Source organism: Frondihabitans sp. 4ASC-45 (assembly GCF_049472575.1).
Classification (GTDB): Bacteria; Actinomycetota; Actinomycetes; order Actinomycetales; family Microbacteriaceae; genus Frondihabitans.
This window is the reverse complement of sequence record NZ_JBCEBN010000001.1, coordinates 362,040-383,948: the sequence shown is the minus strand read 5'-3', so window position 1 is coordinate 383,948 and position 21,909 is coordinate 362,040. Positions and strand designations below refer to the sequence as shown.

Genomic DNA, 21,909 nt, shown 5'->3' with positions numbered 1-21,909 from the left:
GCGCGGTTCTCTCGATCAGGGGCGCGCGACCCCTTCCGCTTCAGGCTCGGTGGCCGTGACCGTGTTTCTTCGCGTTGGCGTTGACCAGGTGAAGTACCTTGCCGTGGCGTTCCAGCACGGGCTTGTACCCGGCGGGCAGGCCGGTGACGCGGACCGTGCGGAAGCTCGTTCCCTTCGCGATCCGGTCGGCCGCGATCAAGACGATGTCGTTCGCTACGGCCTTGCCCTTGGTCATATGCACCACCAGCTTCCCCCCGAGCGAGGCGGTCCCGGCGACGCGCAGGGCTGGCTTCGGCCCGTCGACGCCCAGCGAGAGTGTGGCGTCCGAGCGCTGCGTGAGGTTGCCGCCGATGTGAATCGTCTTCGTGCTGGCGTCTGCGAGCGTGCCGGAGACGGTCGTCACAGAACCTTTGCCGAGCGAGTCAGCGGCGTCCGCAGCCAAGGTTCCACCGCGGACGGTGGTGCTACCGGTGTAGCGGTTCGTGCCGGCGAGGGCGAGGGTGCCGGTGCCCCGCTTGGTGAGCGACCCGGTTCCGCCGATGTTGTTGCGCCAGGTGTCGGCGGCGTTCAGGCCCTTCTCGGCGGCGTCCATCGAGACCGTTACCGCGCCGTCGAAGGCTCCGTAGCCGGAAGCGGCCGAGAAGAGGTCGAGTCGTCCCCACCCTTCCGCGTCGTCGAGGAGCGGGTAGCCCGACGGCAGTGCGGTCGTTCGGAGCACTTCCCGAATCTGCTTGTCGCTGAGGTACGGCAGGCGGGTGCGCAGCAGCGCCTCGGCGCCCTTCGGCACCGTGGCGGGGATCGTCTTCTTGCCGGACTGCGTGAACCCGTACGTCAAACGCTTGCGGTAGTCCGCCTTGTCCGCTGCGTAGTCGGAGTACTTATCGACCGCGGTCGGAGTGGCGGCGGCGAGCACCTTCTCCGCCTGCTGGTGTGCCTGCTGCTCGAGATCCGTGTTGGCCGGGTCGTTCAGGATCGCCGCAGCCAGCGCGGTCGAAAGGACCCGCCCTCCCATGACGTCCAGCGGCGAGTGCATCCCTGCGACGATACGACTGTTGCCGATCTCCGAGCCGTTGGTAAGGAGCTCGGTGTACTTCTGCGGGTACGCGTACGCGAAGGCCAGCGTCGCCAGGTAGCCGGCGTTGGTGTGCCCGCTGGGGAACCCTCCGTCGGTGGCGGGTGTCGGGGATTCTTCGGGCACGAGCTGGCAGAGGACCTTTACATCGGAGCTCTGCCGATACGGCCGCGGGTACTGGTAGTACTTCTTCGCGTTGCTCGCAGAGGAGTAGTCACCCCGCAGTGTGTTCACCAGCTGCACGACGTCACCGAGCTCCGAGTCGACGTCAGCCCACGAGCCGTTGGCATTGCCCTCGTCGACGTACTGCTTGGTCGTTGCGTCCGCCGGGATATCGTCGGGTATCGTGGTGCCCGCGTTCGTCGCGGTCGTCACGGCGCCAGACAGGTCACCGAAACCGGCGATGGCCGAGTAGCTCTGGTTGCGTCGGTCGATGAGGTACGCCTCGCGCCCCTGCGCATCCGTGCGGGTCTGCGTGATCTTTGCTGCCTGCGCGATGTTCGAGTCAAGGATCCGTTGCCCGGCGGCGTCGACAGCGACCCCGCTGTCCCATGTGGGCCCCGGACGCCACAGGTTCCCGAACGGCGACAGCACCCCGATCGCAGCATTCGTCTCCGGTGTGGTGGCGGCAGGGGTGTTGGTCTTGTAGGTGTCGACGAAGTACCCATAGGCGCCTGGCCGCGGCGCGGTCCGCGGTGTCGCCGCGGAGGCTCCCACGGGAGCGATCAAGGACGCGGTGCACGCCACTGCCAGGACGCCCAGCATCGTTCGGGCTCGACGTCGTGGAACAGCGATCGGGAAGGGGCGCATGGCTTTCTCTCCATTCGAAGCGCGGTCACCCGGTGCGGCGACACGCAGCGAAAGCGTGGCCGAGGCTCGTGAACCGGAAGTGGCACACGCGTGAACCGCTGTCGCCCTGTCCGCTACCGAGACAGCCGCTACGTTGACGTCATGACCGACATCGACTGGAACTCCGGCACCTGGACGAACTCGCCCGCACGCGTCGTCGTCGCGGACGACGGGATGCACGTCACCGCTATCGAAGAGAGCGACGCCTGGCGCATCACTTCGTACGGCTTCGTGCACGACACCGAGCACGCCCTCCTGGAGCCGTTCGCTCCCGGCACCGCAATGGAAGTGTCGTTCCGTCTCGATTTCTCGGCGCAGTTCGACCAGGCAGGCATCTTCGTCAAGGTCGACGACAGCACCTGGATCAAAGCGGGCGTGGAACGAAGCGACGGTGAAGACAACCTCGGCGCCGTGGTCACGCGCGGCGTCTCGGATTGGTCGCTCGCGCCCGTCCCCGGCTGGCACGGTCGCGTCGTCACCATTCGCGCCAGCCGCTCCGGAGACGCAGTGACCATCCGTGCCCGGGTCGACGACGAGCACTGGCGCCTCGTGCGGGTCGCACCCCTCGACCCCGACGCTTTGGTCACGGCAGGTCCGATGTGCTGCGCCCCGTCGCGGGATGACCTCACCGTCCACTTCACGTCTTGGCGGACCGGGCCCGCAGACACGAGCCTGCACCCGGGCGACTGACCGGCGGAAGCTGGCTGGGGGCTGCTCTTTTGGATTGCCGCGGCGGCAATCCAGGCAAGCCCCATCGCGCCATCCGCTAGCCGATCGTCTCCGGCGACGAGGTCAGCGGCTTCGATGGCGATTTCGCTTCTACTCGCGCTTTCCAAGAGTGAATTCGTGCGCAACGGTCCGGGTCGCGTCGTTCGCAGCGTACTCATTCACGATCTCGGAGACGCGCCCAGCCACGGCGCTGTCGGATGCTGCGAGGATCGCACGGTAACTGCGCAGCGACTCCAGTGACCGCGGAGACCCGTCGATCGCAAGCCAGACACACATGATCGGGTAGTGCACACCGCCCTCGGGCCACTGTGGCAGGCGGCCAGGGCGTTCGATGGACAGCTGGATGGCTTCCAAGAGGGCTGCATCGACCACGTGCCTGCTCACAATGTCGGATAACCGCTTGAGAGCACCGGGAACGCTGGTGTAGCGGGCGATGTCGTTGTAGATCGAGCTAGCTTCAACAACGCGGTGACGACGAAGGGCTTCGCGAAGAAAATACGGGGTCCAGGCGAGGTAATTTTCGCGGTCTAACCCGTTTAAGAGCGGCGTGTGCGCGACGGGTAGGTCTTTCTTGCGAAAGATTTCTGGGATCACGAAGGGCCGGTCTCGTGCGACCAGGTGCAGTACCTCGTCAAGGTGATCGCGGCTGAGGCGCGCTCCCGCTTTATGGAGCGCAGAGGCGAGCTCTTTGTCGTAGAAGGCGTCGACCTTGTTGGGCTCAGGGTTCAGACGGAAATGTTCGAGCGTTTCGAGAGGATCCACACGACCATTGTGCGGCGTCGCCAGGTTGAGACAGCGGCTGTCTGACACAATCTGGGCGGTCGCGTGAGCCGACTGTTAGTGCTCCCTTGCGCGAAGCGAAGCTGACGCGTGCCGAAGCGTGATGACGGGGTGGCACGGACCCGAACCGGTGCCACCCCGTCGTGAGTTGCCCGAAAGGGGTACAACCCGCTCCAGGAGGAGTACTCGACCGGAGTGGCGATAAATGTAGACCGGCCCGGGTTTCCTTGCCCGCATGTGTGTTGATTCCGAAGGAATTTCAGATCGAAGAGATGAGCACCGACAGGGACAGAATGCGCAGTCATGCTCCTGAACGCCTTCGAGGAGCAACCATGGGCGTGCTGGTTGGTAACCGGCGAAGGCCACGGCTCGGGAGATTCCACTGATCCGGTTTCTTCTCGGGGATGGCCGCGGGTCTCCTCGCCCGGGCGAGGAGGCCCGCACTCACATCCGCGCCAGCAGAGCTGCGGTGAGCGCGGCAAGTCAAAAAGCGCAGTCTCCCCGGGGTTTTTTGGGCGTTGTCGGAGGGTGGCCCAATAATGCTCACTAGGCGCCAATTCACGGTGGCGCCAGGGCCCTGATTCACGGCAGAGCCCACGAGTAAATGTTCCCTCAGGTGGTGCAGGCCGCCGGAATCGAGATGAACGATGTCATGTCTCCATGCCCTTGGCCACAGGGGGCGCACGCACGCACGAGTTTCATTCGCCGTCTCGACGGTCGGCACCGCCCGCTCATTGAGGGCGGGTATCCGAATCGCGCGGGCTGTCTCGCTATGAGTCTCTATCTCGCTCATCCTGGAGCTACGCCGATTCGAATTGCGGCCTACCCCAAACGTCGCCGCCACTCCCTAGACACGACTGCCCCGGCAAGCCTCGACGCCCCTCTCGGTGCGCATTCTGTCTCGTCGCCTCAAGCGGATTTCACTTATACCGATTTCCTCGCGCTGCCGGCGCGTGAAGTCGGCGTCGCCTGAACGAAGACCGGAGATGAAGAGGGGCACGGGTGCGGATTTCTCCGCTCCCGTGCCCCTCTAGAGATGCCGATGTTGTTGCACAAAGCTTCACGGGCAGGGATGCAAGCAACACCGGCCAATGAAGACGTCGATTAACGCCTTCGACTCGCTGGACGCTACTCGCCCAAGTGGAATCGCGACCGGGCCGCCGTGAACGGTGGCTCGATCGGGATTCCGCGGATCCTTGGTGGTGCTCGGGGTTAGCGGGTGGCCTTGGCCAGGTTGTCGATGAGCTCCTGCTTGGTCTGAGCGATCACGTAGGCGGGCTGGTCGCGCTCGACACGCCAGCTGTCTTTCAGCGGGCCGACGTTGACGGTGTCGAAGCCGATCTCGTCGTAGAGCTTCTCGACCAGGGCGCTCGCGTCGTCGAAGTCGCTCGACGTGGCGAGTGCTCGGCGGTCGGGCGTGCCGGCGGGCTTGCCGTCGGTCGTGATGTCGTCGGCCTTGATGTGGTTGAAGCCCTTGGCGACGCGGCTGGTCGGAAGGTGGCGCTGCAGCATCTCACTGACGGTGTCTTTGCCCTCGTCGAGAGCTGCGATGTGACCGTCGCGCTCGAAGTAGTAGTTGTTCGTGTCGATGACGATTTTTCCGGCCAGCTCCTCGACGGGAACGGCCTCGTAGGCCTTGAGGGGAACGGTGACGACGACGAAGTCGCCAGCTGCACCGGCCTCCTTTGAGGTGGCGGCGGTGGCCTTCGGGCCGAGCTCGGCGACGAGGTCGCTGAGGGTCTCCGGTCCGCGGGAATTGCTGATCACGACGTCATATCCCGCAGTGATCGCCGCTCGCGCGACCTGGCTGCCGATAAAACCTGCTCCGATGATTCCGATTGTTGTCATGCGCAACCTAACCGCCTCCCGGCGTGCTTTAGTCCTTGCGGATGTGGGAATTCGCTGAGACTGTCGACCCAGGGGATTCCCAGCGCCTCGGCTTGCTCCCCGCGACCTTGACGCCTAGGTTGGCTCGAGTCGTCCCGGAGCGGACGACGACTCCGGCCGATTCTCGGCTCGGAGAGCATGCACGGCGCTGCACTACGCCACTCGGGCTGCCCAGCCTGCAGCCGCCGCCACCTGACCTCTATCGGCAGGGATGGGCAGTCGACCCCGATCCATGACGGACGGGGGCTCGGATCCTTCGGGGATCCCTCTTGGCGTTCCCACGGAGCATTCATCGCAATGAGCAAAATCACTCGTCCCCGTACCCTCCTCGGCACCGCTGCGCTGATCGCGCTGACCGCCGGAGGCGTCGGGATCGCCGCAGCACCCGCAAACGCGGCCTCCACCTCGACCTGGGACGCCCTCGCGTCCTGCGAGTCGGGCGGAAACTGGGCTATCAACACCGGTAACGGCTACTCGGGCGGCCTGCAGTTCTCGCAGAGCACCTGGGCTGCCAACGGCGGAACCGGTTCGCCGGCCGCCGCTAGCAAGGCCACGCAGATTCAGGTCGCCGAGCGCATCCTGGCCTCGCAGGGCTGGGGCGCCTGGCCGGCCTGCTCGGCGAAGCTGGGGCTCTCGGGCACCTCTTCCGCTGCGGCTGCACCGGCTCCGGCCGCCACTGCAGCACCCGCGGCTCCTGCCGCCCCTGCAGCGCCGTCGACCCAGGCCGCACCCACCACCACACCGAGCACCAGCGGCTCGAGCTCGAGCACGTCAACCGCTGTCGCCGCACCCGCGACGCCGTCGATCCCGGCGGTCAAGGCCAGCAAGCGCGTCTACACCGTGAAGTCGGGCGACTCACTGGCGAAGATCGCCAAGAAGCTCGACGTCAAGGGCGGCTGGATCAAGCTCGCCGGCGCGAACAAAGCGACCCGGTCGAACCCCGACCTCATCGTGCCCGGGCAGAAGCTGCACACGCCCAAGAAGTAGGTCTCGCCGACCCCGCTTCACGAGATGGCCCGAACAACCGGAACCGCACAAGGATCCGGGCGTTCGGGCCATCTCGCGTTGCAGCGAGACTTTCAGCCCGTGCGGCTAGCGCCTGTGCTTCCAGAGGTACGGCAGGAAGAAGCCGAGATTGGCACTCCCTCCCATCGACGACCGGATTATCACCTCGGTCTCGCGGTCGAAGGTCTCGGCCCCGCTGCCCTCAGCGGTTGTGGGCCCGTCGGGGGTGATGTACGAGCACTGCTCGATCAGCAGTCGTGTCTCGCGCTTCGCTTCGCGGACGAACCGCTTTGTGTCTCGATCCATGGGACTTCGTCGCCTCTCTGCGCCGTGTACCTAGTGGGCCTGAGCCCTAGTGGGCCTGAGCCCTAGTAGGCCTGAGCCCTAGTAGGCCTAGGCCCTCCAGGGGCTCGGCCCCCATCGCCGACTTCACTGTCGGTGATGCTTTTATCGTACGTCTGCCGCGACTGCAGGGGACGGACGCCGCGGTTTCATGTCCCGATGACCTCGAGCCCTCGGGTGCGGGCCTCGTGAGCCAGGGCCGTGTCAAAGGTGGCGAGCGTGGCCTGGTTCGTCAACGCGGTCAAGAGCACAAGGGAGTCGGGGAGCTTGAGACGTGATTTCCAACGGAGTTCCGCGAGTGGGAGAGCTGATTCTTCTCCAACGGAGATGACGCGTACTCCTAAGCCGCGCAAAATTGAGGACGCCTCGTCGGCTCGTCCGCTTTGTGAGGGCCAGACCAGCGTTTCGGCGAGCGTTATCGAGCTGATCGACAGCTCGCCGAAATTCGCAGCATCGAATATTTCAACTGCGTCGGTGTGGTGGATGTCATCAGGATTGAGAAAAGCGATCACGACGCAGGCGTCGAGGACGATCACTCTGGCCACTCCTCCTTGAGGAGCTGGGCGGCGTTTGGAGGGAAGACTCCGGTCATGGAGCCAGCCCCCGCGCGAATGAGTGCCCGCCGCTTCTCGATCGCGTCGACTCGGTGCTTCTGCAGCTCGTCCGAGCCGAACTCGACGATGCGGCGTAGCAATGCCGCCCGGTCGTTCTGGATCTCGGGCCAGGTCGTCGCAGCGATGTCGATGGCCTGGGCGACGGCGGGGGTTTCAGTGATGGTGAACCGGTGCAGTGTCGTCGGCATGGCAGGAGTGTAGCACCGGATCCTTCGGTGTCGCACCGGGTTATGAGCTGTCCCTCAATGTCAGTGGGGGAGAGCATCATGGGGTCATGACTTTCACCGTGTTCTTAGAAATGACCGTCCGCCCCGACGCAGACGACGCCGCCGAGATCGCCCGCGAGGTGCTGGCGCAGACCGGCGCTCGTGAGGGCATCGAGAGCCTCGAGGTTCTCGTCGACGACGCCGATCCGCTGAAGTGGGTCGTCATCGAGAAGTGGGCGAGCGTCGAGGCGCGGAACGCCTATGTGGCTTGGCGTGCGTCTCCCGAGGGGGCTAACCGACTCGGCGACGTTATGGCCACCCCGCCGGTCTTCCGTACCTTCGAGAGCACCGTGCCGCTCGCCTGAAGGGCGGGCGGGCTGGCCCCCGCACTGGGTGGGGCTTAATGCGGACGAGACAATTAGTCTGGTCCGAACCACGCACTCACCATCGACGCGGTCGTCAACGGATCAGGGCGGCACAACCAGACGCGGCGACGGTGAGCCGAACCCACCACTCGGAGTCGCACATGTCTGTCTTTTCTCGACCCCTTCGCATTCAGCGCTACCGAATGCTGAGTTCCTCACCGGCGGTCTGCCGGCCCCGTGACGCCCCGCAGGGCCACGCGCACGGCGCCGATCCCGATCGGATCCTGCTCTTCGGCAACGGAGTCGCGACCGGCCGCGGCGTTGCCAGCCACGAACTGGCGGTTCCGGGCCAGCTCGCCCGCGCGGTCAGCGCCCGCACGGGTCGTGGCGCCGACGTCGACGTGATCGCCGACGATCGACTCGACATCGAATCGGCCGCCGATGCTCTTGCTGGTCGCGACCTCGGGGGCTATGACGCGGTCGTGGTCACCGTCGGATTCAGCGACGCCTTCCGGCTGCTGCCCGCGCGGCGCTGGGAGGCAGGTGTTCGGCGCCTGCTCGAGATCCTCGACCGCGAGCTCTCGGTGGGTACCGGTGTGATCGTGATGGGAATCACGTCGCCCTCGGCGGTTCCGGAGTTCCGGGAGCGCCTCGGCGGTCTCGGCGACCATCGTGCCGCTCGCCTGAACGCGCTGACCGCCGAGATCTGCTCCGAGAAGTCGACCGTGCACTTCGTCGAGGCTCCGGTCATGCGGGAGGGGCTCCTCGAGCACTCTGATCCGTTGACACTCGGGCTCGTTTCGCCGCTAGACGCACAGGCCTCGCAGCATGGCGGGCACGCCCGGCGAACGTCGGCGTGGTTCCACGAATGGGCCGCAGCCCCCGCCGATGTCCTCGCCCCGCTGCTCGATGGGCAAAGTGCCTCCGACAATCCGGCAAGGCGATTTCGCAACCAGCCGCAGGCGGCGGCGCGTCGCCGGGCCGTCCTCTGGGAGATGCGCCTTCTCGACTCTCCGGCCGAGAGTCGATTCGACGACATCGTGCGGCATGCGCAGTCCTTGTTCGGGGCGGCCGGCGCAGCCTTCAGCGTCATCGACGACACTCGGCAGTGGAACAAAGCCGTCGCCGGTGCAGGTGCCCGCGAGGTACCGATCGAGGAATCGTTCTGCCGCGCCACGATCGGATCGTCGACCGCGCTCGTCGTCGCCGATGCCTGGAACGACGAGCGAGTTCCCGGCGCCGACGCCGCCATGCGCTTCTACGCGGGCTACCCGGTTGAGGCAGTAGACGGTACCCGCATCGGCGCGCTGTGCGTCTTCGACGAGCAGCCCCGATCTGCCGACAGCGTTGACGTCGCGCTCCTTCGCGACCTCGCGCTGGCGATCCAGCGCGAGTTGGAGCCCGTGCGCGCCTGAGTCGGGGCGGTGTCGGCTTGGGTGGCCGGGCTGCTCGAGCGCTGAGCTCGTGCCTGCACTGCGCACCTGCGCCGGGCCCGTCGGCGCGGCCCGTCGGCGCGGCCCGCTTGCAAATTCGAAGGAAAAACCCGCGACGACAGTCCCCGATCGGCATGTTTCCGTCAGCGCCGCGAGGTTTCTCCTTCAAATTTGCAAGGGCGGGGCCTCACACGGCGAAGTAGGCGCCCGCGGCGATGTCGTCGAGCAGCGTCGGGCCGGTCGGGGTCCAGTCGAGCAGCTCCTGCGTCAGCGTGCTCGACGACGCCATGTTCATCGCGAAGAACGTGCCGATGAACCCGAAGTGCGCCTGCGCGTCGCCCGGATCGATCGAGGTCACCGGCAGTCCGAGCCCGGCGCCGATGGCTTCGGCGATGGCCTTCGTCGAGACGCTCCCTTCGCCGACGGCGTGCAACAAGGATCCGGCCGGAGCCTTTTCAAGCCCCAGACGAATCATGCGGGCCGCATCCCCGCGATGCACTGCGGCCCACCCGTTGGAGCCGTCGCCGACATAGCCCGACACGCCCTTCTCGCGAGCCGCCGCCACGATGTACGAGATGAAGCCGTGGTCGTCGATGCCGTGCACGGTCGGCGAGAAGCGCAGGCTCATCGACTTCACGCCCTTGTTTATGTAGTCGAGCGCGAGGTTCTCGGTGCCGCCGCGAGGGGCGTCGGGGCCGCTGAAGGGCGACGGGTCGAGCTCGGTGGAGGGGCGGCCCTGGGCCAGGCCCGCGACACCGGAGGCAACGAGGAACGGTGTGCCGGATCCTGCGAGGGCGTCTCCGAGAGTCTCGACCGCGGCGCGCTCGGCCCGGTTCGACTCGGCCGGGTTGGCCCAGTCGTGCTTGTTAGCGAGGTGGAGCACGGCATCGGCGTCGCGTGCTCCGCGGCGGAGCGAGTCGAGGTCGTCGAGGTCGCCGCGGAGGGCGGTCGCGCCCTTGGCACTCAGCGACTCGGCCGAGGCTTCGGAGCGGGCGAGGCCGACGACCTCGTAGTCGTGGGCGAGGAGTTCGTCGACGGCGGCGGAGCCGATCCAGCCGGAGGCGCCGGTGATAAATACGCGCATGGGATGACCTTTCGTGAGAGTTGTGCCGACGACTTGATGTCAGCGACAGACATCACCATACGCCTGATGTCGGTGACTGTCATCACTCTGTCCAATCCCGTATCATCGACCCATGGGCAGATGGGAGCCGGGCGGCAGCAGTCGCCTGCGCGAGGCGGCGTTGGAGCTGTTCCTCGAGCAGGGGTTCGACGAGACGACCGCTGGCGAGATCGCGCAGCGGGTCGGGCTCAGCGAGCGCACGTTCTTCCGGCACTTCGGCGACAAGAAAGAAGTGCTCTTCGGAGGCTCGGAGGAGTTCCAGCGCGAGATGATCGCTGCCGTCGCCGACGCCCCTGTGGGCCCGTCACCCCTCGGCGTCGTCGCGAGCGGCCTTGCCAAGGCGGCGCGGTTCTTTCCCGACGAGGCCCGCGACTACTCGCGGAAGCGCTGGCGCATCCTCGGCGAGAACCCGGCCCTGCAGGAGCGCGAGCTGCTGAAGATGGCGGCCATCGCCTCGGGGATCGGCGCCGTGCTGCGCGACCGCGGTGTTCCCGAGCCGGCCGCGACGCTCGCGGCCGAGTCGGGGATCACGGTGTTCCGGCTGGCGTTCGAGCGCTGGCTGGCGCCGGATGAGCACCGCCCGCTGGCCGAGATCGAGCGCGCCATGTTCGTCGAGCTCGGGGCCGTGGTCGCCGGATCCTGAGTTCCCGGTTCTTTGATCTCAGGTGCTGTGTGTGCCCGCTACCGAATTTGAAGGAGAAACTGCCGCTCGACCCCGCCCGATCGCGATGAATGCGTCGGGCGAGGCGGGTTTTTCCTTCAAATTCGGGGGAGCAGAAGAGGAACAGAGCTAGCTGCTCGACACCTCGGCCTCGACCTCGCCGCGATCCACCGAGATGGTCGGGATCGACGCTGTGACGATCGACCCGTCGGGGCGCAGCATGCCGCGGAGGTCGCTCGTGGTCGGCGGCGGCGTCTCGATGCGCGGCCCCTGGTTCGGCAGCGCGACCGTGACCGGCGACCCGTTCACCACGTCGACTCGCTCGTGATGCACGTGCACCGTCACCTCGGTGCCCTCCTCGATGGTGAAGGTGATGTCGGCCTGGCGCACGTCGACGCGGAGGCGTGAGCCGCGCACCGTCATGCGGAAGGTCAGGTGCTCCCAGTCGGCGGGGAGGCGCGGGTTGAACGTCAGGCGGCCGCTGTGGTCGCGCATGCCGCCGAATCCGAACGCCATGGCACTCCAGATGCCGCCGGCGGACGCCACGTGCACGCCGTCGGAGGTGTTGTGGTGCAGGTCGGCGAGGTCGACGAACAGGGCCGAGAGGAAGTAGCTGTGGGCCAGCTTGTGGTGGCCCACCTCCGCGGCGATGATCGACTGCACGACGGCCGAGAGGGTCGAGTCGCCCGTCGTCAGCGCGTCGTAGTACTCGAAGTTGCGGCGCTTCTCGGCGGGGGTGAACTCGTCGCCCTGCAGGAACAGCGCGAGCACGACGTCGGCCTGCTTGAGCACCTGGAAGCGGTAGATGACCAGGGGGTGGTAGTGCAGCAGCAGGGGGCGCTTCGATGCCGGTGTCGAGTCGAGATCCCAGAGCTCTTTGTCGAGGAACTGCGCGTCTTGCGGGTGGATTCCGCGGTGCGGATCGAAGGGGATCTCCATCGCATCCGCGGCCGCGCGCCAGCCACGGATCTCGTGCTCCTCGAGACCGACGCGGCGCACCATGCGCTCGTAGGCGACGGGGTCGTTCGCCATCAGCTCTTCGCAGATGCGGACGGCCGACCAGAGGTTCGCCCGCGCCATGACGTTCGTGTAGAGGTTGTCGTCGACGACTGTCGTGTATTCGTCGGGACCGGTGACGCCGTCGATGTGGAATTTCTCGTCGCCGTTGGAGCGCCAGAAGCCGAGGTCAGACCACAGGCGGGCCGTCTCGACGAGGATGTCGATGGCGCCGCGGGCGAAGAAGTCGTCGTCGCCGGTGGCCGCGACGTACTGCATGAGCGCATGCACGATGTCGGCGTCGATGTGATACTGCGCGGTGCCGGCGGCATAGTAGGCGCTCGACTCGAGGCCGTTGATGGTGCGCCACGGGAACAGGGCGCCCCGCTGGTTGAGCTCGGTCGCGCGATCCCGGGCGGCGTCGAGCATGCCCTGCCTGAACCGGATCACGTTGCGGGCCACGTTCGGCGCCGTGTACGAGAGGAACGGCATCACGTAGATCTCGGTGTCCCAGAAGTAGTGGCCGCCGTAGCCCGAGCCCGAGACGCCCTTCGCGGCGACGCCCTGGCCGTCGGTGCGGGCGGTCGCCTGGGCCAGCTGGAAGATGTTCCAGCGGATGGCCTGCTGCAGGATCGGGTGGCCCGGCAGCTCGACGTCGCTGCGGATCCAGAAGTCGGTCAGCCAGTCGCGCTGATCGGTGAAGAACTCGTCGACGGGCGTCTCGCGCGCGCGGTCGAGCGTGCGGTCGCAGCGGTCGGCCAGCTCGCGCGGGGGCACGCCGCGCGACGAGTGGTAGACAATGGTCTTGGTCATGCGCACCGGTCGGCCCGCCTTGGCCTTGATGCGGTAGACGTGCTTCGCGATGTCGTCGTCGATCTGCGACGACTGCGACCACTCGTTCTCGGTCTCGAGCGCGTGCTCGGCGCCGACGGCCACCGTCATGCCCGAGTTGGTGGTCTGGTAGCCGAGCACGTAGCGGGTGTCGACGTTGCGCTTCCACTCCGGCTGCAGCACGCGGTCGGCGAAGCTCTCGGCCTTGCGGGGATCGAAGCCGGCTGACGCGCGCATGCCCGTGTGGTACTCGTCACCGAGGTCTTGGCGGTTGAGGATCTGGCTCGACAGCAGCAGCGACGCATCGGCGTCGAGCACCGTGACCTCGTAGTCGATCACGACGAGGTGGCGGTCGGTGAACGACACCAGGCGTCGGCTCGTGACCAGCACGCGCTTGCCCGACGGGGTGCGCCACTCGATCTCGCGCACCAGCACGCCGTCGTGGAAGTCGAGGCGACGGGTGTACTTCAGGATGTCGGATTCGGCGAGCACGAACGGCTCGTCGTCGACGTACAGCCGCACGACCTTGGCGTCGGGCACGTTGACGATCGTCTGGCCGACGCGGGCGAACCCGAACGCCTCTTCGGCGTGCCTGATCGGCCAGGTCTCGTGGAACCCGTTGATGAACGTGCCGTACGAGTGCCCACCACGCCCCTCGTCCATGTTGCCGCGGAGCCCCAGGTAGCCGTTGCCGACGTTGAACATCGTCTCGGCGACACCCTGGTCGTCGGGCGCGAACTCGGTTTCGACGAGAGCCCACTCGTCGACGGGAAAGCGGTTGCGGTCGAGGGGGTCTTCGGTGATCGTCGTCATGCGTCGGTGGCTTTCATGTCGCGCTCCTCCGGAGCGGAGGGAGCGGACGGAGCAGCAGCAGGAGCGGAGGGCGCGGCGGGAGCGCCAGCAGCAGCAGCAGGAGCAGAGACGGCGTCGACGAGCTCGGCCAGATCGCCGACCACGAAGTCGGCACCGTACGCGAGCAGGGCTTCGGCGCCGACACCGCGGTCGACTCCGACGACGAGACCGAAGGATCCGGCCCGACCGGCCTCGACCCCCGACTGTGCATCTTCGACGACGACGCACTGCCCTGCGGTCAGGCCGAGACGCTCGGCGCCGTCGAGGTAGGTGTCGGGCGCGGGCTTGCCGGCGAGCTTGTCGTCAGCGGCGACGAGTCCGTCGACAACGACGTCGAAGCGGTCGCTGAGACCGGCGGCCGCGAGCACGGGGACGGCATTGCGCGAACTCGAGACGACCGCGACCCGATGCCCGGCTGCGATGGCCGCGTCGAGGAACGCCACGGATCCTTCGTAGGGGGTGACGCCGTTCTCGCGCAGCTCGGCTGCGAAGACCGCGTTCTTGCGATTGCCGAGTCCGCAGACGGTGTCGAGGTCGGGGGAATCGTCGGGGGTGCCCTCGGGCAGAGTGATGTTGCGGCTGGCGAGCAGCGATCGCACGCCGTCGTAGCGAGGCTTGCCGTCGACATATTCGAAGTAGTCGCCCTCGGCGTAGGGGGCGACATCGGGTGCGTGCTCGGTGAGGTAGTCGGTGAAGAGAGTCGACCAGGCGCGCATGTGCACTTCGGCCGTGGGCGTCAGCACCCCGTCGAGGTCGAACAGGATGCCGGGGAGGGCGGGCAGACGCGACGCGTCGCGGGCAGGGGAGGAGGACACGGAGCCGGGGGGATCCCTTCGAGCGGTTCGCCGGGCGGCGGAGGAGACGGCGACGGGAACGGCTTCGGTCTTCACCCGGTGCGGGCTCGTCGTGCGACAAGTCTGGCACGGGCGACGGGCTCGGCCTAGTGGCGTCGCCCGTGGATGAGGAGCGCTGTCTAGAGCTCGTGCACCGCGACCCCGTCGACGCCGCCCATGCGCTCGAGAGCTGCCGTCAGCAGTGTGCCGACGGCGTCGGGCAGCACGTGGTGGTTGAGGTAGATGCCCTCGAGCCAGGAGAGCACCTCGTCGGCGGGCATGCCGACGGCCTCCCAGTCGATGCCGGGCAGCGCACGCGTGACGGGCAGCTCGGTGTCGGGATCGAGGCGCGCCTCGGCGATGGCGACCTCGGGTGCCCCCTCGGTGGCATACCACATCAGCGCGATCGGGTGATTGTCGCCGTCGATGTGGTCGTGGTCGACCCGGCCGCTCCCGAGCCACGGCAGCGTGAGCAGCTCGCCCTCGATGTCGACGGTGATGAGGTCGAGCTGGGTCGGCTCTTCGACCTCGCAGATGAAGAGCGTGTAGCCCTCGTCGTTCCAGGCGGCCGCTTCTTCGAGGTCTTCGAGCAGGTCGGGCATGCGCTGGTGGAACTCGGTGAGAAGAACCGACGCCCAGTTGAGGATGGGCCCGCCGAGCGTGTCGGGCCAGGGGCTGCGGTCGATGTCGGAGCCGTTGCCGCGGTGGAAGTGGTAGTCGATGCCACCGTCGACGGTGTCGAGGTGGATCTGCCCGCTGGCGAACTCCACGGCGATGCTCGACTGGCCTGTCTCTTCGTCCCAGTCGCCGAAGATCTCGGGGCGACCGAGAGTGGCGGGCGGCGCGATCGCCGCGGCCGTCTTCGGCCCCAGGTTCAGCACGGCCTGGAACCGCGTGGTGGGAAGTCGAAGACTCATGTCTGTCACGGGTGGTTCCAATCGCTCGGTGTCGAGACTAGCCGACACCGAGCGACCGGAGGCCCGTGCTCCCCAGGGGAGGGGTCAGCTCACGCGAGTGAGCCAGAGATGTGCCAGATCAGGCGATGGCTGACAGCTCGGCGAACTCGTCGTCGGTCAGCTCGATCTCGGCGCCGTGCATGTTGTCGTCGAGGTGCGAGACGGTCGACGTGCCGGGGATCGGCAGCATGACGGGCGAGCGCTTGAGCAGCCAGGCGAGAGCGAGCTGCGACGGCGTCGCGCCCTTCTTCTCGGCGATCTCGTCGAGCACGCCGCCCTTGCCGGCGAGCGAGCCGGTCGCGAGCGGGAACCACGGGATGAACGCGATGTTCTGCTCGGTCGACCAGTCGAGCAGGTCTTCGGCCGAGCGGTCGGTGAGGTTGAACAGGTTCTGCACCGAGACGATCTCGGCGACCTTCTGTGCGGCCTTCACCTGGTCGATGGTGACCTCGCTGAGGCCGATGTGACGGATCTTGCCCTCGTCCTGCAGCTTCTTGAGCTCGCCGACCTGGTCTTCGAGCGGCACCTGGGGGTCGATGCGGTGCAGCTGGTAGAGGTCGATGCGCTCGAGGCCGAGCCAGCGGAGGCTCATCTCGGCCTCCTGGCGCAGGTACTCGGGGCGACCGACGGGCGGCCATTCGTTCGGGCCGGTGCGGGTCAGACCGCCCTTGGTGGCGATGACGAGGTCGTCGGAGTAGGGCTTCAGCGCCTTGGCGATGAGCGGCTCGGCGACGGCGGGGCCGTACGAGTCGGCGGTGTCGATGAAGTTGACGCCGAGTTCGACGGCACGGCGCAGCACGCGCAGGGCCTCGTCTTCGTCTTTCGGCGGGCCCCAGACGCCGGGGCCGGTGAGCTGCATGCTCCCGTAGCCGAGGCGGTTGACGGTGAGGTCTCCGCCGAGGTCGAATGTGCCCGCAGCCTGGGCGGGAAGGTTCTGCGTGGTCATAGAGACTCCTTTCACAAATCGCCCGGGTGGGGCGACGTATCGCCGGTCAGGGCGACAGGGGTAGTAAACGCTCCCGAGGATCCTGCATTCCCAGATGGGGGTACAGGCTCGGGCGCAACCGACCCCTATACAGGCCAGGTCAGCCAGACCGCGATGCCGTTAAAGACGATGTGTGCGACGAGGGCGCCTCCGACACGGCCGGTCGCGGCGGCGAGCCCGCCGGCCAGCAGCCCGAACACGAGGGTGCTGGCGAACGTGACTGCGGCGGCCGTCCCGTCGGTGCTGCCGGCCGCGACGTGCAATAGCGCGAACAACAGTGCGGTGACGACGACCGCCATCACCTGCACGAGCACCCGGTTCACGCGCGTCCCCGGCCGCCCCTGCTCGGCGAGGGTGTGCTGAAGCACGCCGCGAAAGAAAACCTCTTCGAGCAGCGGGGCGACGACGATCGGGGCGACGAGCCCGACGACGAGGATCGCCCGGGTCGGCCCGTCGCCGAGGATCACCGGCGCGTGCAACCCCGTGTCGCGATAGACCGAGAGGTTGATCGAGGCGTCGACGGCGCGTGCGAGACACCCGACGGCGATGCCCCAGAAGACGTCGAAGAGGCCGAACCGCAGACCCCAGCGCCGGAGGAGGCTTGGCGGCCCCGGGCTGCGCCGTGCGAGAACGACGGCGACGAGGATCCCGGCGGCCAGCGGCACCCACACGACGCCGTAGGCGAGCCAGGCCTCGAGCGCGCCACCCGTGAGCCCGAACGGTGTCGCAGACGAGGTGAACGCCCGCCCGGCGAGGGCCGCGACGGCCAGCGCGGCGAGTACCGCGACGAGAATTCGCCGGGAACCGCTCGTGGTCTGCATGACCCCCAAAGTAGACGACGGGTGCGGTCATGCCGTGTCGCCGCTCGGCGGTGTGAGAATATGTCGAAGCACGGTTGAAAGTCAGGGGACCGCTGCGCGCTAGGGGAAGGCGAGCTGTGGAGCTTCGCGATTACATCACGGTGCTGCGCAAGGGATGGATTCTCATCCTCGTGCTGGCACTGGTCGGAGTGGCTTTGGCCGCGACCTACTCGCTCGTCAAGAAGCCGGTGTTCTCGGCGACGGCGCAGGTGTTCGTCTCGACCCAGTCGAGCGGCAGCGTGAGCGACCTCGTACAGGGGAGCACGTTCACGCAGCAGCGGGTGACGACGTACGCCAACCTCGTGACGACGCCGATCGTGCTGCAGCCGGTCGTAGCGTCGCTGAAGCTCGACATGACGGCCGAGGAGCTGGCGCAGATCGTCAGCGCCGACGCGCCTCTCAATACGACGCTGATTCAGATCACGGCGACGTCGACGAGTGGGGTGCAGGCGGCCGAGATCGTGAACGCGACCTCGCAGAGCCTGACGAACGTGGTGCAGAACATCGAGGCGACCGGCAAAGACGACGCGTCGACGGTGAAGCTGACGCGCGTGCAGGAGGCCCAGGTGCCGACCTCGCCGATCAGCCCCAAGGTGCCCCTCAACGTGATTCTTGGCCTGCTGATCGGGCTCGCTGTCGGCGTCGGGCTGTCGGTGCTCCGCGAGACCCTCGACAACCGCATCCGCAACGAGGGCGACGTCGAGAAGATCCACTCCGGGCCGATCATCGGCGGCATCGCCTACGACGCGAAGACGTCGAGTCGCCCCCTCATCGTGCACGCCGACCCCCGCAGCCCGCGCGCCGAATCGTTCCGCACCCTCCGCACCAACCTCCAGTTCTTGGAGCTGGAGGGCAAGGCGCGCACCTTCGTCATGACCTCCTCGGTGCAGAGCGAGGGCAAGAGCACGACGGTTGCCAACCTCGCCATCGCGCTCGAGACTGCCGGCTACCGTGTCGTCCTCATCGACGCCGACCTGCGCCGCCCGAAGATCGCCGACTACATGGGCCTCGAGGGCGCGGTCGGTCTGACCGACGTGCTGATCGGCCGCTTCGATCTGTCGGACGCCGTCCAGCCCTGGGGCTCGGGCAACCTGCACGTGCTGCCGGCCGGCCAGATCCCCCCGAACCCGAGCGAGCTCCTCGGCTCGCGCCGCATGCAGGATCTCCTCTCCACCCTCGAGGCGAGCTACGACTACATCCTGTTCGACGCCCCGCCGTTGCTGCCGGTGACCGATGCCGCGATCCTTGCGAAGCGGGCGAGCGGCGCCATCGTCGCGGTGGCCGCCGGTCAGACGCACAAGAACCAGCTCAGTGGAGCGGTCGCGACCCTCGAGAACGTCGGTGCGCCCATCGCCGGCTTCGTGCTGACGATGATGCCTCTGAAGGGGCCAAACGCCTACGGCTACGGCCGCTACGGGTACGGCAACTACGGCTACGGCACGAGCGATGAGGCGGTCGCTCCTGCTCGCGGCGGCCTGTTCCGTCGCGGCCCGTCTCGGCAGGCGACTCGATGACGACTGCGCTGCCGCTGTCGGTGCTCGTCGTCTGCACGGGCAACATCTGCCGGTCGCCGCTCGCTGAGCAGCTTCTCGCCGCGCGCCTCGACCGGTCGTTCCTCCTGTCGAGCGCCGGCACCTTCGCCGAGACGTCCAGCCCGATGGAGCCCCTGTCGGCCGAGCTGTCGCGCCAGTACGGCGGCGTTCCCGAGCTGCACCGGGCGCGCGACCTCGACGTCGACATGATCCGGGCCGCCGATCTGATCCTCACCGCCACGCGCGAGCATCGGGCGGCAGCGGTGTCGATGCTGCCCCGCGCCTCCCGGTACACGTTCACACTGGCCGAATTCGCGCGACTGGCGGCATACGCGGGGGAGAGCGGCGAACTGGTCGCGTCGGATCCTCGTCTCGTCGTCCAGGCGGCAGCCGCCTCGCGCGGGATCGCCCCGCCGCCCGGCGATCCGGCCGATGACGATATCGAGGATCCCTACGGCCGGAGCCGAGCCACCCACGAGCGGGTCGCGACCCGAATCGACGACCTCGTGTCGAGCATCGTCGGCTCGTTCGCGCTCGCGGGGGGCACCGGTCGATGAAGTCGCGGGTCGCGGGGTCGGGGTTCTTCTCGTCGCTGGCGGGGCGCATCGCCGTCATCGCCGTGATCGTGGCCTTCGTCGTGGTCGACGTGCTGCTGGTCGCTGCGGCTCTTCGCGCGACGGCTCCGGTCGATCCGGGAACCCCGGGGCCGATCCCCACCTACACGAGCTCGCCGCAGCCGACCGCCACCGCGAGTGCCTCCGCCGCAATCGACGAGCCCTCGGGCGAGGTGCGGTTGCTGTCGGCCGTGAGCGCCGCCGAGGCCTGGCGCACGACTCCGGGGCTCTGCGGGGGAGCGGCCCCGAAGGTCGAGCGCTCGACCGACGGCGGTGACACCTGGGCCGTTGTGGACCTGGGGTCGACCGGCGTCGCCGACGCGGTGGCCCTGAACGCAGGATCCGACCGCACGGCTCTCGCAGGTCACCTCATGGGCTCCTGCACCAAGACGAAGGCGATGGCGACCTTCACCGAGGGCAAGTTCTGGGCGGCGTCGACGACCGACGTCGCTGATCTCGCTTTCGTGGTGCGCGGGACGAATCGCGTGCACCTCGCCTCCGGTGTCGTCGCGGGGCCCTGCGCCACACCGCTCGGCGCCGTGCAGTCGGGCAGCGCCGCCGCCGTCTCGTGCGACGATGCCTTCGCGGTGAAGAACGCCGACGCCGCCTGGCAGACGGTCACCGTCGACGGATTGCTCGGTTTCACGGCGACGGGTACGGGCACCGCGACCAGCTACCTGCTCGCCGTCGACTCGTCCTCCGACGACTGCGACGGCGTCGCGATCGAGTCGCTCACGGCTGACCTGACTCCCGACTCGGTTCCGACACCGGTCGGCTGCGCTCCGGTTGCGTCCGCCGCCGGCACGCTCGACCCGTCGACGGTCGCGCTGTCGCGGGTCGGTGCGAACGTCTGGCTCTGGGCCGGCTCTCGGGTCTCGGTTTCGGCCGACGGCGGCGCGTCGTGGTAGCCGATCGGCCGGCCACCCACTCCGACTGGAGCCTCGACTACGCGAGGCGCCTCCGCATCACCGATCTGCTCGTGCTGGTCTGGGTCGTCTTCGGCGTGCAGATCGCCTGGTTCGGCTTCGACAGCCAGAAGCTCTCGGGCAGGGGCAACGTCAACGATCTCGCGATCAACTACACGGCGGTCTCGATCGTCGTGATCGTCGCGTGGATGATCATGCTCGCCGTTTACGCCACCCGCGACTACCGGGTGATCGGCGGCGGCTCGGCGGAGTACCGCCAGATCGTCGACGGCAGCGTCCGACTCTTCGGACTCCTGGCGATCGTCGCCTTCCTCTTCAAGATCGACCTCGCCCGCGGCTACATCCTGATCGCCCTGCCCCTCGGCGTCGTCGTGCTGGTGTTCTCGCGGTGGATGTGGCGGCAGTGGCTGTCGGTCAAGCGCAACCGCGGTGACTACTCGGCGCGCGTGCTGCTCGTCGGCTCGGCCGAGACCGCCCGGCACATCGCCCGCGAGCTCGCTCGACACCCCGAGGAGGGCTACCGCGTCGTCGGAGCCTGCATTCCCGCCGGTGCCCCGGGCACGACCCTGCTCGACACCGGCGTGCCCGTGATCGGCCGCATCACCGACGCGCTGAGCGTGCTCGACGAGATCGGCGCCGACACGGTCGTCATCACAGGATCCGAGGAGCTCGGCCCGCAGAGCATCCGCGAGTTGGGCTGGGGTCTCGAGGCCGGCCAGCAGCACCTGATCGTGGCCCCGAGCCTCACTGACATCGGCGGCCCCCGGATCCACACCCGCCCCGTCGCCGGCCTCCCGCTCATTCACGTCGAGACTCCGCGCTACGTCGGCGGCAAGCAGTTCGCGAAGCGGGCCTTCGACATCGTCGGATCGACGCTGCTCATCGCCCTGTTCTCACCCGTGCTGCTGGTCGTGGCACTTCTCGTCAAGACGTCGAGCCGCGGCCCGGTGCTCTACCAGCAGGAGCGTGTCGGCCTCAACGGCGACCACTTCCACATGCTGAAGTTCCGGTCGATGCGCGTCGGCGCCGACGCCGAGCTGGCTGCGCTCCTCGCCGAGCAGGGCAGCAGCGACCGGCCGCTGTTCAAGGTGCAGGACGACCCGCGCGTCACGCCGATCGGCCGCGTTCTGCGCCGCCACTCGCTCGACGAGTTTCCGCAGCTCTTCAACGTCTTCCTGGGCTCGATGAGTCTCGTCGGCCCTCGCCCGCAGCGCGACGGCGAAGTCGCACTCTACGACGAGGCCGCGCGCCGCCGCCTCCTGCTCAAGCCCGGCATGAGCGGCCTCTGGCAGGTCGGCGGGCGCTCCTCGCTCGACTGGGAGGACGCCATCCGCCTCGACCTCTTCTACGTCGAGAACTGGTCGGTGATGGGCGATGTCGTGATCCTGTGGCGGACGATGCGGGCTGTGTTGGCTCCATCGCAGAGTGAGGCGACTTGATGGTTCGCCCCCAACACCG

At 67.7% G+C, this 21,909-nt stretch carries 21 protein-coding genes; 9 read left to right on the top strand and 12 right to left on the bottom strand.

The genetic code is table 11. From position 1 onward, the window contains the following. Positions 1 to 40 precede the first annotated feature (40 nt). The gene (locus VH571_RS01720; RefSeq protein ID WP_423263019.1) at positions 41 to 1,882 is read right to left on the bottom strand and encodes a phosphatase PAP2 family protein; all 1,842 of its coding nucleotides are present in this window, start codon (positions 1,880 to 1,882) and stop codon (positions 41 to 43) included. A 141-nt stretch (positions 1,883 to 2,023) separates the two neighbouring features. Between VH571_RS01720 and VH571_RS01715 the strand changes: the two genes are divergently transcribed. Beyond that, on the top strand, positions 2,024 to 2,611 hold the full coding sequence (locus VH571_RS01715; RefSeq protein ID WP_423263018.1) for a DUF1349 domain-containing protein: 588 nt from the start codon (positions 2,024 to 2,026) through the stop codon (positions 2,609 to 2,611). A 129-nt stretch (positions 2,612 to 2,740) separates the two neighbouring features. Here the strand turns inward: VH571_RS01715 and VH571_RS01710 are convergent, their stop codons facing one another. Together VH571_RS01710 and VH571_RS01705 are read right to left on the bottom strand one after the other, a co-directional pair. After that, a complete protein-coding gene (locus VH571_RS01710) occupies positions 2,741 to 3,412 on the bottom strand; it encodes a hypothetical protein (RefSeq protein WP_423263017.1) in 672 nt (223 codons plus the stop codon). Between the two features lie 1,230 nt (positions 3,413 to 4,642). Further along, on the bottom strand, positions 4,643 to 5,329 hold the full coding sequence (locus VH571_RS01705; protein ID WP_423263374.1) for an NADPH-dependent F420 reductase: 687 nt from the start codon (positions 5,327 to 5,329) through the stop codon (positions 4,643 to 4,645). A 285-nt stretch (positions 5,330 to 5,614) separates the two neighbouring features. Here VH571_RS01705 and VH571_RS01700 point away from each other — a divergent pair, with 285 nt between their 5' ends. After that, positions 5,615 to 6,304 carry a transglycosylase family protein gene (locus tag VH571_RS01700; protein WP_194601605.1) on the top strand — a complete coding sequence of 230 codons (690 nt, stop codon included), beginning with the start codon at positions 5,615 to 5,617 and terminating at the stop codon, positions 6,302 to 6,304. A gap of 105 nt (positions 6,305 to 6,409) precedes the next feature. Here VH571_RS01700 and VH571_RS01695 read toward each other — a convergent pair whose 3' ends face one another. The 3 genes from VH571_RS01695 to VH571_RS01685 all read right to left on the bottom strand — a co-directional run bounded on the left by VH571_RS01695 (position 6,410) and on the right by VH571_RS01685 (position 7,466). Further along, the gene (locus VH571_RS01695) at positions 6,410 to 6,628 is read right to left on the bottom strand and encodes a hypothetical protein (RefSeq protein ID WP_423263016.1); all 219 of its coding nucleotides are present in this window, start codon (positions 6,626 to 6,628) and stop codon (positions 6,410 to 6,412) included. 185 nt (positions 6,629 to 6,813) lie between these two features. Next, positions 6,814 to 7,200: a type II toxin-antitoxin system VapC family toxin gene (locus VH571_RS01690; protein WP_423263015.1), complete on the bottom strand. Its 387-nt coding sequence runs from the start codon at positions 7,198 to 7,200 to the stop codon at positions 6,814 to 6,816. Then, entirely contained in the window at positions 7,197 to 7,466 is a 270-nt protein-coding gene (locus tag VH571_RS01685; RefSeq protein WP_423263014.1) for a hypothetical protein, read from the bottom strand. The genes VH571_RS01690 and VH571_RS01685 overlap by 4 nt, the downstream gene beginning before the upstream one ends. Before the next feature lie 86 nt (positions 7,467 to 7,552). Between VH571_RS01685 and VH571_RS01680 the strand changes: the two genes are divergently transcribed. Then, positions 7,553 to 7,849 carry a putative quinol monooxygenase gene (locus VH571_RS01680; RefSeq protein ID WP_123941471.1) on the top strand — a complete coding sequence of 99 codons (297 nt, stop codon included), beginning with the start codon at positions 7,553 to 7,555 and terminating at the stop codon, positions 7,847 to 7,849. Between the two features lie 161 nt (positions 7,850 to 8,010). Continuing rightward, complete coding sequence (locus tag VH571_RS01675) at positions 8,011 to 9,264, top strand: GAF domain-containing protein (RefSeq protein ID WP_423263013.1); 1,254 nt, start codon at positions 8,011 to 8,013, stop codon at positions 9,262 to 9,264. Between the two features lie 205 nt (positions 9,265 to 9,469). Here VH571_RS01675 and VH571_RS01670 read toward each other — a convergent pair whose 3' ends face one another. Beyond that, positions 9,470 to 10,366, bottom strand: a complete 897-nt coding sequence (locus tag VH571_RS01670) for an SDR family oxidoreductase (protein ID WP_423263012.1) — start codon at positions 10,364 to 10,366, stop codon at positions 9,470 to 9,472. A gap of 112 nt (positions 10,367 to 10,478) precedes the next feature. Here VH571_RS01670 and VH571_RS01665 point away from each other — a divergent pair, with 112 nt between their 5' ends. Continuing rightward, positions 10,479 to 11,048, top strand: coding sequence for a TetR family transcriptional regulator (locus tag VH571_RS01665; protein WP_423263011.1), 570 nt, complete (start codon positions 10,479 to 10,481; stop codon positions 11,046 to 11,048). A gap of 147 nt (positions 11,049 to 11,195) precedes the next feature. Here VH571_RS01665 and VH571_RS01660 read toward each other — a convergent pair whose 3' ends face one another. The 5 genes from VH571_RS01660 to VH571_RS01640 form a co-directional block, all read right to left on the bottom strand. After that, the gene (locus VH571_RS01660; RefSeq protein ID WP_423263010.1) at positions 11,196 to 13,706 is read right to left on the bottom strand and encodes a glycoside hydrolase family 65 protein; all 2,511 of its coding nucleotides are present in this window, start codon (positions 13,704 to 13,706) and stop codon (positions 11,196 to 11,198) included. Then, complete coding sequence (locus tag VH571_RS01655; protein WP_423263009.1) at positions 13,703 to 14,560, bottom strand: HAD family hydrolase; 858 nt, start codon at positions 14,558 to 14,560, stop codon at positions 13,703 to 13,705. The genes VH571_RS01660 and VH571_RS01655 overlap by 4 nt, the downstream gene beginning before the upstream one ends. 158 nt (positions 14,561 to 14,718) lie before the next feature. After that, complete coding sequence (locus VH571_RS01650; protein WP_123941481.1) at positions 14,719 to 15,504, bottom strand: hypothetical protein; 786 nt, start codon at positions 15,502 to 15,504, stop codon at positions 14,719 to 14,721. A gap of 109 nt (positions 15,505 to 15,613) precedes the next feature. Beyond that, complete coding sequence (locus VH571_RS01645) at positions 15,614 to 16,480, bottom strand: aldo/keto reductase (RefSeq protein ID WP_055960206.1); 867 nt, start codon at positions 16,478 to 16,480, stop codon at positions 15,614 to 15,616. 125 nt (positions 16,481 to 16,605) lie between these two features. Next, positions 16,606 to 17,340 carry a type II CAAX prenyl endopeptidase Rce1 family protein gene (locus VH571_RS01640; protein ID WP_423263008.1) on the bottom strand — a complete coding sequence of 245 codons (735 nt, stop codon included), beginning with the start codon at positions 17,338 to 17,340 and terminating at the stop codon, positions 16,606 to 16,608. 116 nt (positions 17,341 to 17,456) lie between these two features. Here VH571_RS01640 and VH571_RS01635 point away from each other — a divergent pair, with 116 nt between their 5' ends. The 4 genes from VH571_RS01635 to VH571_RS01620 are packed head-to-tail and all read left to right on the top strand — an operon-like array spanning position 17,457 to position 21,890. Beyond that, entirely contained in the window at positions 17,457 to 18,893 is a 1,437-nt protein-coding gene (locus VH571_RS01635) for a polysaccharide biosynthesis tyrosine autokinase (RefSeq protein WP_423263007.1), read from the top strand. Next, a complete protein-coding gene (locus tag VH571_RS01630; RefSeq protein ID WP_055960196.1) occupies positions 18,890 to 19,468 on the top strand; it encodes a low molecular weight phosphatase family protein in 579 nt (192 codons plus the stop codon). Before VH571_RS01635 ends, VH571_RS01630 begins: the two co-directional genes overlap by 4 nt. Further along, positions 19,465 to 20,433, top strand: a complete 969-nt coding sequence (locus tag VH571_RS01625) for a hypothetical protein (RefSeq protein WP_423263006.1) — start codon at positions 19,465 to 19,467, stop codon at positions 20,431 to 20,433. Before VH571_RS01630 ends, VH571_RS01625 begins: the two co-directional genes overlap by 4 nt. Then, positions 20,427 to 21,890, top strand: coding sequence for a sugar transferase (locus VH571_RS01620; protein WP_423263005.1), 1,464 nt, complete (start codon positions 20,427 to 20,429; stop codon positions 21,888 to 21,890). Before VH571_RS01625 ends, VH571_RS01620 begins: the two co-directional genes overlap by 7 nt. Positions 21,891 to 21,909 lie beyond the last annotated feature (19 nt).